General features: G+C 45.2%; 15 protein-coding genes and 1 pseudogene. 7 read left to right on the forward strand and 9 right to left on the reverse strand.

Annotated elements, in window-relative coordinates:
- Positions 1–64: 64 nt before the first annotated feature.
- Entirely contained in the window at positions 65–586 is a 522-nt protein-coding gene (locus CHA6605_RS17430; protein ID WP_015160728.1) for a 3'-5' exonuclease, read from the forward strand.
- Between the two features lie 122 nt (positions 587–708).
- Here CHA6605_RS17430 and CHA6605_RS17435 read toward each other — a convergent pair whose 3' ends face one another.
- Complete coding sequence (locus CHA6605_RS17435; protein WP_015160729.1) at positions 709–1,206, reverse strand: HNH endonuclease; 498 nt, start codon at positions 1,204–1,206, stop codon at positions 709–711.
- Positions 1,207–1,442: 236 nt separating this feature from the next.
- On the opposite strand from CHA6605_RS17435, the gene CHA6605_RS17440 reads away from it, so the two are divergent.
- The gene (locus CHA6605_RS17440) at positions 1,443–2,504 is read left to right on the forward strand and encodes a class I SAM-dependent methyltransferase (RefSeq protein ID WP_015160730.1); all 1,062 of its coding nucleotides are present in this window, start codon (positions 1,443–1,445) and stop codon (positions 2,502–2,504) included.
- A gap of 231 nt (positions 2,505–2,735) precedes the next feature.
- On the opposite strand, the gene CHA6605_RS17445 is transcribed toward CHA6605_RS17440, so the two are convergent.
- Entirely contained in the window at positions 2,736–3,665 is a 930-nt protein-coding gene (locus CHA6605_RS17445; protein ID WP_015160732.1) for an aldo/keto reductase, read from the reverse strand.
- Between the two features lie 121 nt (positions 3,666–3,786).
- Between CHA6605_RS17445 and CHA6605_RS17450 the strand changes: the two genes are divergently transcribed.
- The 3 genes from CHA6605_RS17450 (at position 3,787) to CHA6605_RS17460 (ending at position 6,783) form a co-directional block, all read left to right on the forward strand.
- Complete coding sequence (locus CHA6605_RS17450) at positions 3,787–4,401, forward strand: DUF6559 family protein (RefSeq protein ID WP_157260023.1); 615 nt, start codon at positions 3,787–3,789, stop codon at positions 4,399–4,401.
- Positions 4,402–4,583: 182 nt separating this feature from the next.
- Positions 4,584–5,780 carry an alanine racemase gene (gene alr, locus CHA6605_RS17455; RefSeq protein ID WP_015160734.1) on the forward strand — a complete coding sequence of 399 codons (1,197 nt, stop codon included), beginning with the start codon at positions 4,584–4,586 and terminating at the stop codon, positions 5,778–5,780.
- Positions 5,781–5,973: 193 nt separating this feature from the next.
- The gene (locus CHA6605_RS17460) at positions 5,974–6,783 is read left to right on the forward strand and encodes a hypothetical protein (protein ID WP_015160735.1); all 810 of its coding nucleotides are present in this window, start codon (positions 5,974–5,976) and stop codon (positions 6,781–6,783) included.
- 118 nt (positions 6,784–6,901) lie between these two features.
- Here CHA6605_RS17460 and CHA6605_RS17465 read toward each other — a convergent pair whose 3' ends face one another.
- The 3 genes from CHA6605_RS17465 to CHA6605_RS17475 all read right to left on the reverse strand — a co-directional run bounded on the left by CHA6605_RS17465 (position 6,902) and on the right by CHA6605_RS17475 (position 9,027).
- Positions 6,902–7,711: a HEAT repeat domain-containing protein gene (locus CHA6605_RS17465; RefSeq protein WP_015160736.1), complete on the reverse strand. Its 810-nt coding sequence runs from the start codon at positions 7,709–7,711 to the stop codon at positions 6,902–6,904.
- 241 nt (positions 7,712–7,952) lie between these two features.
- On the reverse strand, positions 7,953–8,441 hold the full coding sequence (gene cpcA / locus CHA6605_RS17470; protein ID WP_015160737.1) for a phycocyanin subunit alpha: 489 nt from the start codon (positions 8,439–8,441) through the stop codon (positions 7,953–7,955).
- A gap of 67 nt (positions 8,442–8,508) precedes the next feature.
- On the reverse strand, positions 8,509–9,027 hold the full coding sequence (locus CHA6605_RS17475; protein ID WP_015158682.1) for a phycocyanin subunit beta: 519 nt from the start codon (positions 9,025–9,027) through the stop codon (positions 8,509–8,511).
- Positions 9,028–9,336: 309 nt separating this feature from the next.
- On the opposite strand from CHA6605_RS17475, the gene CHA6605_RS34290 reads away from it, so the two are divergent.
- A complete protein-coding gene (locus tag CHA6605_RS34290; RefSeq protein ID WP_157260024.1) occupies positions 9,337–9,501 on the forward strand; it encodes a ribbon-helix-helix protein, CopG family in 165 nt (54 codons plus the stop codon).
- A gap of 54 nt (positions 9,502–9,555) precedes the next feature.
- Here CHA6605_RS34290 and CHA6605_RS17480 read toward each other — a convergent pair whose 3' ends face one another.
- Genes CHA6605_RS17480 through CHA6605_RS17490 form a run of 3 tightly spaced genes read right to left on the reverse strand, consistent with a single transcriptional unit; the run spans position 9,556 to position 13,793 of the window.
- Positions 9,556–11,202 carry a hypothetical protein gene (locus CHA6605_RS17480; protein WP_015160738.1) on the reverse strand — a complete coding sequence of 549 codons (1,647 nt, stop codon included), beginning with the start codon at positions 11,200–11,202 and terminating at the stop codon, positions 9,556–9,558.
- 60 nt (positions 11,203–11,262) lie between these two features.
- Complete coding sequence (locus CHA6605_RS17485) at positions 11,263–12,807, reverse strand: hypothetical protein (RefSeq protein ID WP_015160739.1); 1,545 nt, start codon at positions 12,805–12,807, stop codon at positions 11,263–11,265.
- A gap of 35 nt (positions 12,808–12,842) precedes the next feature.
- Positions 12,843–13,793: an ABC transporter ATP-binding protein gene (locus CHA6605_RS17490; protein ID WP_015160740.1), complete on the reverse strand. Its 951-nt coding sequence runs from the start codon at positions 13,791–13,793 to the stop codon at positions 12,843–12,845.
- Between the two features lie 244 nt (positions 13,794–14,037).
- Here CHA6605_RS17490 and CHA6605_RS37335 point away from each other — a divergent pair.
- Positions 14,038–14,208 (forward strand): annotated as a pseudogene (locus CHA6605_RS37335) (HAD family hydrolase); the annotation flags it as partial.
- Between the two features lie 12 nt (positions 14,209–14,220).
- On the opposite strand, the gene mutT reads toward CHA6605_RS37335, so the two are convergent.
- Positions 14,221–14,622, reverse strand: a complete 402-nt coding sequence (gene mutT, locus CHA6605_RS17500; protein WP_015160741.1) for an 8-oxo-dGTP diphosphatase MutT — start codon at positions 14,620–14,622, stop codon at positions 14,221–14,223.
- Positions 14,623–14,730 lie beyond the last annotated feature (108 nt).

Below are 14,730 nucleotides of genomic sequence, written 5' to 3' on the forward strand. Positions count from 1 at the left end.
TTTTAAAAACCCAACTTCAATTAGAAGTTGGGTTTCTGCTGTTAATAATTTGGTGAAGTATTAAATGAGTTATATATCGATCGATGTGGAGGCTGATGGCCCAATTCCTGGTGATTATTCAATGATTTCCTTTGGGGCTGTCGTTGTCGAGCCATCACTGGCTAAAACATTTTATGCGCAACTCAAACCAATATCAGACAAGTGGATTCCCGAAGCTTTAGAAGTTAGTAAATTTACCCGCGCAGAAACATTAACATTTGAAGATCCGCAAGTTGTAATGTCAAGATTTGCCGACTGGATTGATGCATCAAGTTCTGGGCGAGCTTTGTTTATTGCCGACAATAATGGGTTTGATTGGCAGTTTATAAATTGGTATTTTCATCATTTCTACGGTCAAAATCCATTTGGACACACTTCTAATAATCTCGGCTCCCTTTACAAAGGAATCGTTAAAGATACATTTGTAAATTTTAAGCATTTACGAAAAACTGCACATACACATAATGCGCTAGATGATGCTAGAGGCAATGCCGAAGCACTTTTACAACTAAAACAAGACTTCGGCCTAAAAATTAGTTTAAAATGAATGCATCGATAACTATTGATTTTTATGGAATAAGTAGTTTCGAGGCGTGAGATTGTGCAGTTGAGTCCAAACAAACCAAGCGGCAAATAATATTTAGAGTCGATCGATCGGTCTAGTTATCCTCAAATTCCAATAATATACTTACGCCATTCGGCATGAGAGCCGTTATTAATATGAGTTACCGCCTCATAGTGCAGACTGCTATAGGGTCGGCGCGGCTGGGTGTAAAGCGGTAAATTAGCTTCCTTCGGCGTCCGGTTACCCTTTTTGACATTGCAGCGCATACATGCCGTAATTAAATTTTCCCAGGTATCTGGACCACCACGCGAGCGGGGAATCACATGATCCAGCGTCAAACCGTCGCCCTTATGACCGCAGTATTGACAAGAATGATTGTCGCGATTGAGCACATTGCGGCGGGTCAGCGGAATCTCTCGATAGGGCACGGTCACATAATGCCGTAGGCGAATCACCGTTGGCAGTGGAAAGTCTTTTGCTAAATATTTACCATTGTGTTCGACTTGTTCTGCCTTGCCTTTGAGCATCAAGATTACCGCACGTCGCCAACCAGTGATGTTGAGCGGCTCGTAGGAAGCATTTAACACCAGCACTTTGCTCATGTTTACTTTAGGGTTTAAGACCTATTTCCTGCGATTCTAACACAAACTTAATTAATTATTGAGAGTTAGCGACCCTCTATCGTCGCCTGCTATCGGTTTGGTTTACCGCCCTGGTCAGTTCGATCGATCGCTATTTTTAGAGAAATTTCACACTCATATAACTGTATTTAATTTACAAACTATTCAGGATTCGTTAGATTTGTTTACAATACCGATCGAAAAATTTTCTCCCTACCATGGTCGCTACACTCACTAAGCTGACGTACCAGACACTTCAACAAGGTAAGAGCTACTTAAGCTTCGCCCACAAAATGCTCAGTATTCAGGCTCGTAAGGCTCTCAAGCCCAACGAGTTGCCAACGATCCCCGTGCCACCCCAATTAATTACCGAGCTTCAGCAGCGCGTTGACAAACTTCAGGCAGTAGACTGGCAAGATGCAGAAAACGGTGTATATCCCACCAGCTTGCTATTCGACGAACCTTGGGTAGATTATCTGCGCCAATATCCTTCATTAGTCGTCGATATGCCCAGCATTTGGCAGCGCGCTGACTCCAAAAGGTATCAAGATTTCGATCGCACGATCGAAACTGATGGCTATCCTAGCTACTACGTGCAAAATTTTCACCATCAGACTGGCGGCTACTTAAGCGACATGTCTGCTAACTTGTACGATTTACAAGTAGAAATTTTGTTCGGTGGTAGTGCAGATGCCATGCGCCGCCGCATCTTGGCTCCGCTCCAGGCTGGCTTAAAAGCCTTTAGTGACGTTCCTGCTAAGCAAATTCGGATTTTGGATGCTGCCTGCGGTACGGCACGCACCCTGCGCGGTGTGCGGGCGATGTTGCCTCAAGCTTCGCTATTTGGCGTCGATTTATCTGGGGCATATTTACGCAAAGCTAACGAGCAGCTCGCAGACATGCCTGGAGAGTTGGTGCAGTTACTACAAGGCAATATTGAAGAGTTGCCTTATGTAGATAACTACTTCCATGCCGTCACCTGTGTCTTCTTATTCCACGAACTTCCGCCTGCGGTGCGCCAAAAAGCGATCGATGAATGCTACCGCGTACTCAAGCCCGGTGGTACGTTCGTTATTTGCGATTCGATTCAAATCAGCGATTCGCCCCAGATGGAAGCAATGATGCACATGTTCCACGAAACTTTCCACGAGCCTTATTATCGCAGTTACATGGACGACAATCTGGTCGAGCGGCTGCACAAGGCTGGCTTTACAGAAGTTTTGCCCACAGAAGTGCATTTTATGAGTAAGTACTTGGTGGCTAAAAAGCCGTTGAGCTAGCAGTTTAATGCTATTGCAAAATTAGGGTAGGGGTAATTAATGAAGCGGCTCGCGCTCGTCGGCTTTGCCGACGGTTTAGCGAGACAAGACATTACCCCTACCCTGAATGTTAGGAATCTTACAGCTTGCCCCAATACGCAAAGACTAGTAAAAACCCAGACCTACGGGTACTCTAGGTTGAAACTAGGCACCATTATAGTTAAACGGTTACAGGATGTGAGAAATTGAATCTTAACCCAGATAGCGCAACTCCATTACTTCTTCTGCGGACAATTCCCAACCCACAGCACCAGCATTTTGCTCCACCTGAGTGGCAGTTTTAATCCCTGGAATCGGAATTACACCTGGCTGACACATCAACCAATTAAGGGCCACTTGAGCGGGAGTTTTGGAATACTTATCGCCCAGTTCTGTAAGCTTAGTTAAGACTGGTTGCAGTTTCTGCAATCCAGCCGTCTGAAAGCGTTTGTCGAGACTGCGCGCGCCAGTAGGCGGGTTGCTAGCGGTATACTTACCTGTTAATAGTCCTTGTGCTAGAGGACTATACGCTAAAATTGTTACATTCAGCTCGCGAGCGGCAGCTAGTACCCCATTCGTTTCAATTTCGCGGGTAATCAGCGAATAGCGCATTTGATTGACAGCTAAAGGCACGCCGCGCCGAGCTAGCAACCGATGAGCTTCGCGGAGTTGTTGAGCACTATAGTTGCTCACCCCGACAGCCTTAATTCGCCCCTGCTCTACTTCGTCCGCTAGTGCATCCATCAACCCTTCTTGACTCAAAAATGACGGAGCCGGAAAATGGACTTGATAGAGATCGATCGAAGGCATTTTCAGACGTTTGAGACTGTTAGTAACAGCATCGGCGACATCTTCTTTGCGAAATCGCCATGGGAGCGGCATGTATTTAGTCGCAATTTGGGTGGTCGCGTGAGTTTCTTTAACAAATTTACCGATTAGTTCTTCAGACTTGCCCAAGCCATACACTTCAGCGGTATCTAGAAAGGTAATTCCTCGATCGACTGCGGCTTGAAAAGCCTGCCGCAACTCCATTTCGCCGTAATCCTTACCATACCCCCAAAAGAGAGAATCACCCCAAGCCCAGGTGCCAAATCCGATCGGTGTCACTTCAATGCCAGTATTACCCAGGATAGTCGTTGCCATATATTAAGGAAAAGTAGGAAGAATATCCCTTAATTTTAACGAAAACGCTATTGGTACATAATTTTCTCGATCGCGCTCAATCTGATTATTAGTAACCGTAACCCTTTCGCGATGCTAATTTTTGCGATCTTTGCCGCGATCGACATCCAGTATTGTAGCAGCAAATAACTTTGCTCAGCGCGATCGAGTGACACGATGCGATCCAAATTTACCAGATGAATTTATGGCTAATATTTTCCAAACAGCTTTATCTACTCTCGTCGCTAAGTTTGAAAAACCACATAAATATCGTGCGATCCGAGTTTACGCTCGCCGGATCGGACGATTATTACAGGCTAAATATGGCAAACAAGAAACCTATACTCCCATTCAAGTCAAAACTACCATTGTCGAATGGGGATATACTACTAATTACGATTGTTTTGGACTAGCGATGTATTGTAATGAGCTTGATTTTACTGAATATCATCGCGCCAGCGGTGAATCTTATAATTATGCTGCGATGCGCGGCGAAATCGGCAATTGTTTGTTCGGTACAAATGTAGATTTTAGTCCGTCTAGTTTAATCGACACAGATTTTAGTTTTGACGCGACTGGACACCATCATGATGCTGGTAGCCATTCGCATATAGACACCCACGATCTCCACCATTATGGTGGATCGGCCGAGCTGGGACACACCCACGATAATTGCGGCGGACATGCTGGTGGGGATTTTGGTGGGGGATGGGATTAGGATTTTAGATAGCGCAACTTGGCGAAAAATGCCGATCGTGCGGTCATTTAGCATGACAAAGAGCAAATACTAAAACAGTGGCTTGAGGGCAAATTATCGACTGTTACTATCATCATTAGCATTATAATATCCGCAGGCTAACGCTTCAAATTGCCCGGTGGTGGCATAATTTTAGTAGCACTATGGACGATAGATTTTCCAGTGAAACAGTTATAAAATCGATCGATCTTGAGTGGGAGCAACAACGGGCGTGGGTGGAAATCGATCGAGCTGCGCTGGTGCATAATGTCCGTCAGGTGAGAAGTTTGCTCAAACCCGATACCCAAATGATGGCAGTAGTCAAAGCCGATGCTTACGGGCATGGTGCGATCGATGTCGCTCGGACTCTAGTAGCTGCTGGTGTCGATTGGTTGGCGGTGGCGACGGTGCCAGAAGGGATCGAACTTAGAGCAGCCGGAATTGTCGCACCGATTTTGTTGCTGGGTGCGATCCATACTGACATTCAAGTTCGCGCGATCGTCCAGTGGAATCTGCAACCCACAATCTGTACTATTCCTCAAGCAATTACGATCTCAAAATCTGTCGCCGCATTAAATTTAGATAAACCTCTGAATATTCATCTCAAACTCGATACGGGGATGTCCAGATTGGGAGCAAATTGGCAGCAGGCGGAGACTTTTTATCGTGAGGTGAGTAGTTTGCCGTATTTGAAAATCGGTAGCTTATACTCGCATTTGGCCACCGCTGATGCGATCGATCGGACGGTAATGGACATGCAACTCGATCGTTTCGCCCGATCGATTGCGGCAATTGAGAATGCTGGCTATGCGCCGCCTTTACTACATTTAGCAAATTCCGCAGGCATTTTAACGACCGATCGATCGCATTACCAATTAGTGCGACCGGGGTTAATTTTATATGGATTGTGCCCAGCACCACACTTGCAGTCAAAAATCGACCTTCAGCCAGTACTGAGTGTCAAAGCCAGAGTCAGTCAAGTTAAAGAAATTACAGCGGGAACTGGCGTCAGTTACGGATATCGGTTTATTGCCGATCGAGATATGCAAATAGCAGTTATTGAAATCGGCTATGCAGACGGCGTCCCGCGTCGATTGTCGAATCGGATGCAAGCGATCGTTAGAGGGCAACTCGTACCTCAAATCGGCACGATTACGATGGATCGACTAATGTTAGATGTCAGTCAGATCCCCGATCTTCAGGTAGACGAGATCGTCACAATTTTGGGAAGAGATGGCAGCGTATATATTAGCGCGGATGACTGGGCAAATGAGGTAGAGACGATCTCTTGGGAAATTCTGTGTGGATTTAAGCCGCGATTGCCGCGCGCTAACAAGGACGAGGAACCAAAGAATGCCTAGAAGTTATGTTTCTGAGTAAGATTTTGAGAGTAATCAGGTGTTAAGCTTAGTAATGAACCCCACATTTTACCTGCTTTTCACTCCACCGCAGTTGTGACAATTGCGATCGGGTGATAAAAATAGTGTAAATGTTTTTAGGTAAGTCACATTACCAAAATGTTAATAAATATCAAAGGCAAGGAGGCGATCGCGAGTGGACGAGTCTTATCATACTTATCTCAACCGCGTGGCAAAAATGACCCTACCCGCCACCTACGAGTCTCAAATCAAAAATATTCAAGAATCGCCTAAATTTCGATTGACAGCGGCTGGAACTCGCGAACCTGTACCTTTTCCGGGATATTCGGCGATCACGCCCCCAGGAGCGGAAGATCGTGCTAATAGTGAAGTTTTTAAAGAGCTAGCAGCCTGTCAGCAACACCTAGTCAAGACCCTGGAACCGGATTTATTAGTTTTAGTGGATCCTGCTAGTTTTCACTTCACTCTAGCCGATCTGATTTGGGATAGTGCTTATCGGGGGGCAACTGAAGCCAATACTGACTTTGAGAGTGAATTAGTCGATCGCATTGAAGATAGTTTTAAAATCTATCAAAATTCGATTGTCGATACTACTCCCATTCGTTGGCAAATTATGGGATTGACAGTCAGACCTCGCGCGATTGAAGTAAGTTTAGTACCTAAAGATGAGTATAGTTACGATCGCATTATCGCTTTTAGACGGGCTATTTATCAAAATTCTAGCTTGATTTCCTTGGGCATCGAGCAGCAATATTATTTTACGGCACATACGACATTAGCTTATTTTGGTAATGTCGAGCCTCGTTCCGAGGGGCTGTGCCAACGGGAGCTCGATCGCGCGCGATTGAGTGATACTCTTCAAGAATACAATATGCACTGGCTCGATCGTCCTCAAGAAATTATTCTCTCCGAAGGACAGTTGCGAAACTTTACAGATATGTATACCTACGAACGAAAACCACATTTCCCGATCGTGAAATTGTAGGCAATCGCCCGCTTTTATTTAACTAAAAACGTTAGCCATTTTGGTTGGCGTTTTTTTAGTTAGAAAGCTAAGCTAAACCCCCGATTTCTGCGAGAAGTCGGGGCTGTGGGGCGATATTTTAATCTCCTTTAACAATTGCCGCAGCTAGATCGCGAAACTTATATGGATCTCCTTCCGGACGCGGTTGCTCTCGCCGCTTGCGTGCATAGAGCTTTTCTAATGTCTGTTGCCAATCGATCGCAAGCTGAGGTTCTAGTTCGGGTTGTTGGCTTAATATTTCGGTAATATATTCTTTAATCTCTTTTTGAGCGAGCCAGATTCGCGCAATTACCGCTAGATTTTCGTCGCTTTCAACCAATCGATCGAAATGTATCAAGATTTGACGGGTAAGATCGGGATTAGAAATGGTACTGGCGATCGCTAATTCTTGCAGTCCGGTAATTGCGGCATATCGCACCACCCACTCATGGTCTTGAGATACTTTCAATAATACTTCGATAACTTTACTCTGGGCGGGGGCAATCTGTTCTGGAGCTAATTCATCCCAATGAATGGTACCCAATCCTCTAGCCGCCGCACGCCTGACACTCAAGGCAAAGTCATTTGCTGCCGCATCTAATAATAAATCGATCGCTTGCGGATCGCCGATTCCTGCTAATGCTCTGAGTCCCCAGGCTCTAGCTCCATAATTATATCCATCCAACAACTCTAACAGAGGTGCGACCGCAGGCTTGCCGAGCGAAATCAGTCCTTCTACCGCCGCTACTGCGGCACCAGGGTTATTGTAACCTAAAATAGCAATTAAGTTTGGTATGGCTGCTTCTAGCCGTGCCTGAGATAATTTTTCGACAGCCTCTACCATCCGAGAGGATGAATCTGCTTCTGAGATTGCCAACAGCAGGGATTTGAGTAAGTCAGGCTCGGTCATAATTGCCAAATGGTTTGATGATTAGTTATTTCCCGCGCCTACCGAACAGTGAGGAAAAAACGAGAGTAATTCTGCTAAACCAGTCGAATATGTTCGGGTCTAATCTCATTTTACCAACGATCGCCAGCCTAATCTCTGGCTCTAACAACTTAATCTAGACAAAAAAATTCCCGAAGTCATTTCCCCTCATCAACGCAATTGCTGATGGACGGAAACGACTTCGGGTCGATGACATTTGAGACTAGCTCAAAGCATTAATCGCATAGTCGAGGTAAGAATTAGCTTCTACAGCAGCATCGCCAGACAAACCGTGGTTGGACTTGACATACTTCAGAGCTTCGATGTACCAGCTTGGGGATAAGTCGAAAGTTTTGTTGATTTCGGCCAAACCACCGAGGAGGTAATCATCCATCGGGCCAGTACCACCGACAACTAGGCAGTATGTGACCATCCGAATGTAGTAACCAATGTCGCGCACGCACTTGGCTTTACCAGTGGCGGTCGCGGCAAAGTTTGGCCCTTGCATGGTGGTGGTGTAAGGGAATTTTTGGTACACAGCATTAGCTGCACCACTTGCTAAGGAATCCGCTTTTTCGGTTAAACCTTTAGCTGCTGCCAAGCTAGCTGCGGCTTGACGAAAACGACCGAATGCTACTTGGAATTCGGTGCTGCTCAAAAAGCGACCTTGGGAATCAGCGGTGGCGACTGCTTCGGTTAATGGAGTTTTCATGACTGGTTCTAAATCTTTACAATGAATGGTTGGAGAACTGGAGCAATTAATTGGTGTCAATTAATGTTTAACCAACTGCTGCGGCAGCGCGATCGAAGTAACCTGCAACTTCAGACATCAGCGCGCTACAATCGCCGTTGGTGATGCCGTTTTTGTCAGCAGCAATGGCAATCGCGGCGTCTTTCATTTTTTGAACGCCAGCAGCGACTGAAGATCCAGGAGTACCCAGTGCGAGGTAAGTTTCGCGTAAACCATTCAAACAACGGTCGTCGAGTACGGAAGCATCGCCAGCGAAGATCGCGTAAGTGACGTAGCGTAAGATGATTTCCATGTCGCGCAAGCAAGCTGCCATGCGGCGGCTGGTGTAGGCGTTACCACCTGGTGCAATCAGGTTGGGTTGCTCGGCAAATAGCGCGCGTGCTGCGTTAGCGACGATGGTGGAGGAGTTGGACGTGATCCGGTTGACTGTATCCATCCGTTTGTTGCCATCAGCAACCATTGCTGCTAGTGCATCTAATTGTCCGGCACTGATGTATTGACCTTGGGCGTCTGCTTGGGCGACAACCTTAGAAAATCCGTCTAACATATATTTAAATCCTTTTATTCCGTTTAATAGTTTTGCGAGTCTACTTATTAAACTCAAGTTGCGCCAGTGGCGTAATATAGCTTAATAACTTTAGGAAAACTCTCGTATTAATATGAGAGGCTAATCACTTTGCACTAGTTGTCACGTAAGCTAGCTTCTAGCAAGCGCGATTACCTATTAAGTTAAGTTATACAATGTTATATAAAGCCCTATCTGATTTTTATCATTTTTGTTACAAACGTTAATATTAGCTAGCCGTCCTGCTTCCAATCTAAATAATAGGTACCATAGTTACACCACTTTTGCGCCGTGAGCACAAAAAAAAATCGCCTAAATGTCTCTCTCGATCCGATCGAACGCCAGAAGCTCGAAAAATTAGCTGCGGACTCTGGACTCTCGCTGTCGCGCACGATCGCGCAATTGATTCGCAAGGCTAAGAGCAAGCCAAAAGAGGAAGATCCCTCCGATAGTTAAAAAACCCAGCTTCTGGTATAGAAGCTGGGTTTATGGCGTCAATCGTCCTAAAGATTAACTACTATGAGCCAGTAACTCTTTGGTTTGCGATTGGCCGCTAACTTGTAATTTACGTTGTAATTGGCGAGTTAAACCAGCAAAGATGGCTAACTGAGCGGCAAATGTCGCTAAGATACTGCCCCCAGCGAGTTGCATGATGCCGACAGGTGCTAAGGGCGAAAATAACAATAGAATCGCAGCAAAGCCACTCGGATTGTGGAAAGGCGATAATACAAAAGCACCGACGATCGGTAAAAACATCGTAGTAACTACGATCGCGATAATCCAGACATTGCGTTTCTTTTGCTTGAGGAATAAACCTAAATGCGCGATCGCGGCATAAATTAAAATTAGACTAGCTGCCAAACAGGTTCCGGCGAGAAACCGGATGCCAGTACTAGAGGTTTTGAAGGCAGTCATCCCGATCGGCAACCATAGTAACATTGCCATACCGATATTCATCGCGATCGCTAGCATTGCTGGACTGCTATCTTTAAACATCAAGTCTTGAAAGAGGTCGCGTTGCCAAAATGGACGGCTCTTTTGAGCGGCGCGTTCGCGACGATAGCGGCTCCAGTCCAGCAATGCTTGCTTGCCAGGTAACAACATGGGAATCGATACCAATAGTGCCAAAAAGTCTACAACTGCCCAGGCCACGATCGTTCCTTCTTTGGAATAATAGCTTTGAGGAATTAATGGCACCACAAATCCGGCAATCCAGATTTGTAAGCATAAATTGGTGAGATAACTCTGCGGTTTGCTAATTGCAGTAGCGGTAGGATTGAGATAGCGACGCTCTAAAGCTTGCCAGACACCATAGCTCGCCACCAGACAGCAGCCAATCCCAAAAGCATAAAATAACATCACATTGTTGAAAATTGGCAATCCGAACCAAGATAGCTGAGTAGGCCCATCTAGCCAACTATCCCGATTGACGATCGCAGATGCAAAAGCATTAACCGCTAGAATTGGCAAACAGACTGGATAAGCAACAACTAACACAGTAACGATCGCTTGCACGCCACCAAGTAAAACGTACAATACCGCCGCACTAGACATTAGAAACCAGAAGCAAGAAATCGTCACATACCAGCTTGCCAGCAATAAAGTACTCGCACCAGCGGTGTATCCTGCCACAATATGCAATGGCAATGCGGCGAGTGCCGCCAGATATATCAAGCTCGGTACGCCTAAAATTTTGCCGATAAAAATTGTCCGTGCTGATTGCGGACTGAGCCGAATAAAGTTGAGGGTACCCCGCTTTTCTTCTTGAACTAAGTCAGCAACTAATGTATAAACAGAGCCAAGAATTAAACCTAGAGGCAAAAGCCAACTCATCGCAATAAAGACATCAGACCACCAGGTTTGCCAGTTAATTAAAAATTCACCAGCTCCATTTAAGCGGCAATAGCTACCGTAACTTTTGTAGCCATTAGGCAACATTTCGCAGTAACGGTTGTAAATTTCGCGTGCCGATTTACCAACTGGCGTTAGGTCTGGTACTGGAAGCTGACTATTGAAATACATCAAGACAAACACTTGAATGACTACAGCCGCTCCCAAAGCAATCCCCAGATTGCGGATGGTCAAACGTTCTTTAAGTTCTCGAAATATTTGGGGGTTCGAGTCACCCACTCGATCGACTATTTTAGCTAGTACCATATTTATAAATCTCCGTGAAATTATTGATAATTAATTGAGCGATCGCGAATAATTTTCACCTCATCTATTTGTCCCCGCCATTAAGGATTTTTGCTGGCTCAGAGTTTGAGTCTCCGATCTCCCCAATTGCTTTATTCTCTGTTGGAGCAGTTTGGTGATGCCAGCTAGTATGCCTAGTTGTCCCATGAAGATCGCGCCAATGTTTGGTAATGCTAATTGTGTCACGCCCATCCAGGCGAATGGTGAGAAGAGAAACAACAATAGTCCAAAGCTAGAATGATTTAAAGTAATTGTAGCGATAAATCCCAGAAATAATGGTAATCCCGACATCAAAATAATTAACGGCATTACCCCTCTGGTTTTAGCTCTCGTTCGGAGGAAAATCAAGTTAATTATTCCCGTATGGATTAGTGTCAAAACACTGACGATGATTACCCCACACAGAGATTTTATCAACCATACTCGATCTGACACGAATATCCCAAAACACGTTCCCCAAACTAGAGCGGAGATGGCCACATTAATTAGCATTGCCAATCCGATCGGACTAGCATCATGCCACACTAGATCTCGAACTAGTTCTTGTTGCCACCACTGACGATCCTTGTGGGTAACTCGATCGCGTCGATAACGACTCCACTCTTGCATACTCAGTTTACTTGGCAAGATTTGAGGAATCAGACAATAGACCCCAATCGTACCGATACTATAAAAGGTTGCTAAAATATAAAAATTTTGGCTCGAATTATCGATAGTCTCATAGTTGAGTATCGGCAAGCCAAAACCCAGCAACCAAAACTGAAATTGAATATTCATCCAGTAGCTGTGCTCTTTTTTAAAAGCAGTACTAGTGGGATTGATATACTCGCGATCGATCGTCACCCACAACCAATAACTAATCGCTAAAATCGTAGTAATAATTAGAGCGTTACAAATATAAAATTTATTAATAATCGGCAACCAATACCAGCGAAAGGATGACTCAATCGTCCACCATTGTCTGGTAGCTGCTGCATTTAAATAGTAGTTATAAAGACTGACAATTGTATTAATAGGCAGTGCGAATAGCAGCGTAAACACGATCGGATATTTACCGCCATATAAGCTGTATAATATTGCCAAACTCGAACATAAATAGATAGTCGCACCGATCGTACAATACCAAACCAGTATCATTGGCAAGCCGATTCCTGCTAATAATCCTACAACTAAGTGCAGTGGGATTGCGAGTAATACTCCCAAGTAAATTAAACTCGGTACGCCTAGCATTTTACCAATGAGAATACTACGCGCCGATTGAGGCGTGAGTCGGATAAAATTTAAGGTACCGCGTTTTTCTTCTCGATCGATATCGGCAATCAGCGTATAAACGCTACCTAAAATTAAACCCATCGGAATCAGCCAACTAATCGTAGCAAAAAAATTCATCCAAATTTGGGTTTTTATTTCCGTACTGCTACTCATCGCCGCTCCGATCGCGATCGCTTGCAGTCCAATTGAGATCGCCACGACCGCGATCGCCGCATTACCAGTCAGCCGACTCTTCAACTCTCTAAATAATTGTGGATTCCATTCCCCAATTCGATCGATATATTTATCTAGCATCACTCACATTACCCTACTATCGACTATTCATTAATTTAAGATGCTTGTTGATGTCCTAATTTCAAGAAAATAGTTTCCAAATCTTCCTGAGTACATTGAAAATTAGTAATCGGCAACTGTGCGTGAATGAGCGATCTCAATAGTTCGGCGGCATCCTCTTCCGTCCCCGAAAATCCGACTCTGACTTGATTCGTACCTGCCAAAATTTCAATATCGGCAACTAAAGAATTAGTTTTTAGCTCCCGCTTGAGAATTTCGGCATCGCCTAACGTACTAATCAGAATTTGCTGACGACTCAATCGTTGGTACAAGTCCTGAAGCCGACAACTTTCTACCAAGAATCCCAACTCCATAATGCCAACCGACGTGCAGAGTTCGGCTAAGTCACTCAAGACGTGCGAAGAAATTAAAATTGTCATCCCGGCTTCTTGCAGCGTCTTGATAATCTGCCGAAACTGCATCCGCGCGATCGGATCTAATCCCGATACAGGCTCGTCTAAAAGTAGTAAAATCGGTTCGTGAATAATCGTCCGCGCCAGACTCAATCGCTGTTTCATTCCACGCGATAGCGTCGCAATTTTACTGTTGCGCTTAGTACTTAGTTGTACTAATTCCAACACATCGTACAACCGTCGCTGACGTCGATCGCCATTTAATTTATATAATCTGGCAAAATAGTCGAGATAGTCCCAAACCGTCAGGTCATCATACAAGGGAAAATCATCGGGAAGATACCCCAATAACCGCTTGAGATTGGCATTACTGCGATCGCGCAGCAACCGTTCGCCATTAATATAGATCTCGCCGAGTGTTGGCTCCTCAGCGGTGGCTAGCATCCGCATCAACGTCGTCTTACCCGCCCCGTTAGGGCCGATCAAACCATACACTTCACCAGCCGCCACGGTCAATTCTACGCCATTTACGGCAATGTGTCGATCGAATTGCTTGGTCAAATACTCTGTCCGAATGGCTAGTTCTGCCGCCATAACTTTATCCCCAGTGCCGTATTGTTTCGATTGTACCCAGTTAAAACGGAAGGATTGAGCCTAGACTAAAAACTTCACTTTTGCATAGATACAGTGTGACTATTAAGGATTCCAGAAGTGTTTGGAAATGAGGATGAAGGGGTGGATAAGTAATCGTTAGCTTAATCGAGAAGTATCGATTAAGCTAACGATTACCGCCCCGATCGATGGCACAATTGCAGACAGAGAAATTACGATCGGGTAATCAGTTGCCGATCGAGTCAGGATTACCAAAATTTTAGCCCAAGTCTGCCCCGATCGAAAAGCCCAGACGATTAAGACTTTGCAGGTACGAGAGCAACAGGTTGTGGCAATGGTTGGCGATGGCATTAATGATGCCCCTGCACTCGCTCAAGCTGATGTCGGGATGGTGATTCTCCAATTAAAGTCAAATCGCGCGAACTGCATTAATAATCTCCACATTAGCTGCGGGAAACCGATAATTGTCTAACTCGCTGACACTTACCCAGCGGATTTCATCAGACTCGATCGGTTGCGGAGTGCCGCTGATATGATGGCAATGGTGGACGATTAGTGTCAGTTGGAAATTTGGGTAAGTATGGTCGATCGAAATCAGATGTTCGCCGACCCTAATCTCGATCCCCAACTCCTCGCGAATTTCACGCACGATACACTCAGCCACCGTTTCGCCTGCTTCGATTTTACCACCCGGAAATTCCCACAGTCCGCCCATCGAGCCACCAGCTTTGCGCTTATCAATTAATATTTGCCCGACTCGATCCCAGATTATCGCGACGCCAATTCGTTTGTAGGGCAGTGTTGAATTCACAATTTCCAGTTAGTTGAGGGTAATATTCAGAACCCCGACTTGTCCGAGCCGTCGGGGTTCTGGCTGTATCTTTGCGATTATTTTTCAAAAAAAAGCCCGCCGTAGCGG

This window comes from Chamaesiphon minutus PCC 6605 (assembly GCF_000317145.1).
Classification (GTDB): Bacteria; Cyanobacteriota; Cyanobacteriia; order Cyanobacteriales; family Chamaesiphonaceae; genus Chamaesiphon; species Chamaesiphon minutus.

What these genes read in the sequence shown, in the direction of transcription:
- CHA6605_RS17430 (WP_015160728.1), top strand. Translation starts at nt 65, where the DNA reads ATGAGTTATATATCGATCGATGTGGAGGCTGATGGCCCAATTCCTGGT.
- CHA6605_RS17435 (WP_015160729.1), bottom strand. Translation starts at nt 1,206, where the DNA reads ATGAGCAAAGTGCTGGTGTTAAATGCTTCCTACGAGCCGCTCAACATC.
- CHA6605_RS17440 (WP_015160730.1), top strand. Translation starts at nt 1,443, where the DNA reads ATGGTCGCTACACTCACTAAGCTGACGTACCAGACACTTCAACAAGGT.
- CHA6605_RS17445 (WP_015160732.1), bottom strand. Translation starts at nt 3,665, where the DNA reads ATGGCAACGACTATCCTGGGTAATACTGGCATTGAAGTGACACCGATC.
- alr (WP_015160734.1), top strand. Translation starts at nt 4,584, where the DNA reads ATGGACGATAGATTTTCCAGTGAAACAGTTATAAAATCGATCGATCTT.
- CHA6605_RS17465 (WP_015160736.1), bottom strand. Translation starts at nt 7,711, where the DNA reads ATGACCGAGCCTGACTTACTCAAATCCCTGCTGTTGGCAATCTCAGAA.
- cpcA (WP_015160737.1), bottom strand. Translation starts at nt 8,441, where the DNA reads ATGAAAACTCCATTAACCGAAGCAGTCGCCACCGCTGATTCCCAAGGT.
- CHA6605_RS17475 (WP_015158682.1), bottom strand. Translation starts at nt 9,027, where the DNA reads ATGTTAGACGGATTTTCTAAGGTTGTCGCCCAAGCAGACGCCCAAGGT.
- CHA6605_RS17480 (WP_015160738.1), bottom strand. Translation starts at nt 11,202, where the DNA reads ATGGTACTAGCTAAAATAGTCGATCGAGTGGGTGACTCGAACCCCCAA.
- CHA6605_RS17485 (WP_015160739.1), bottom strand. Translation starts at nt 12,807, where the DNA reads ATGCTAGATAAATATATCGATCGAATTGGGGAATGGAATCCACAATTA.
- CHA6605_RS17490 (WP_015160740.1), bottom strand. Translation starts at nt 13,793, where the DNA reads ATGGCGGCAGAACTAGCCATTCGGACAGAGTATTTGACCAAGCAATTC.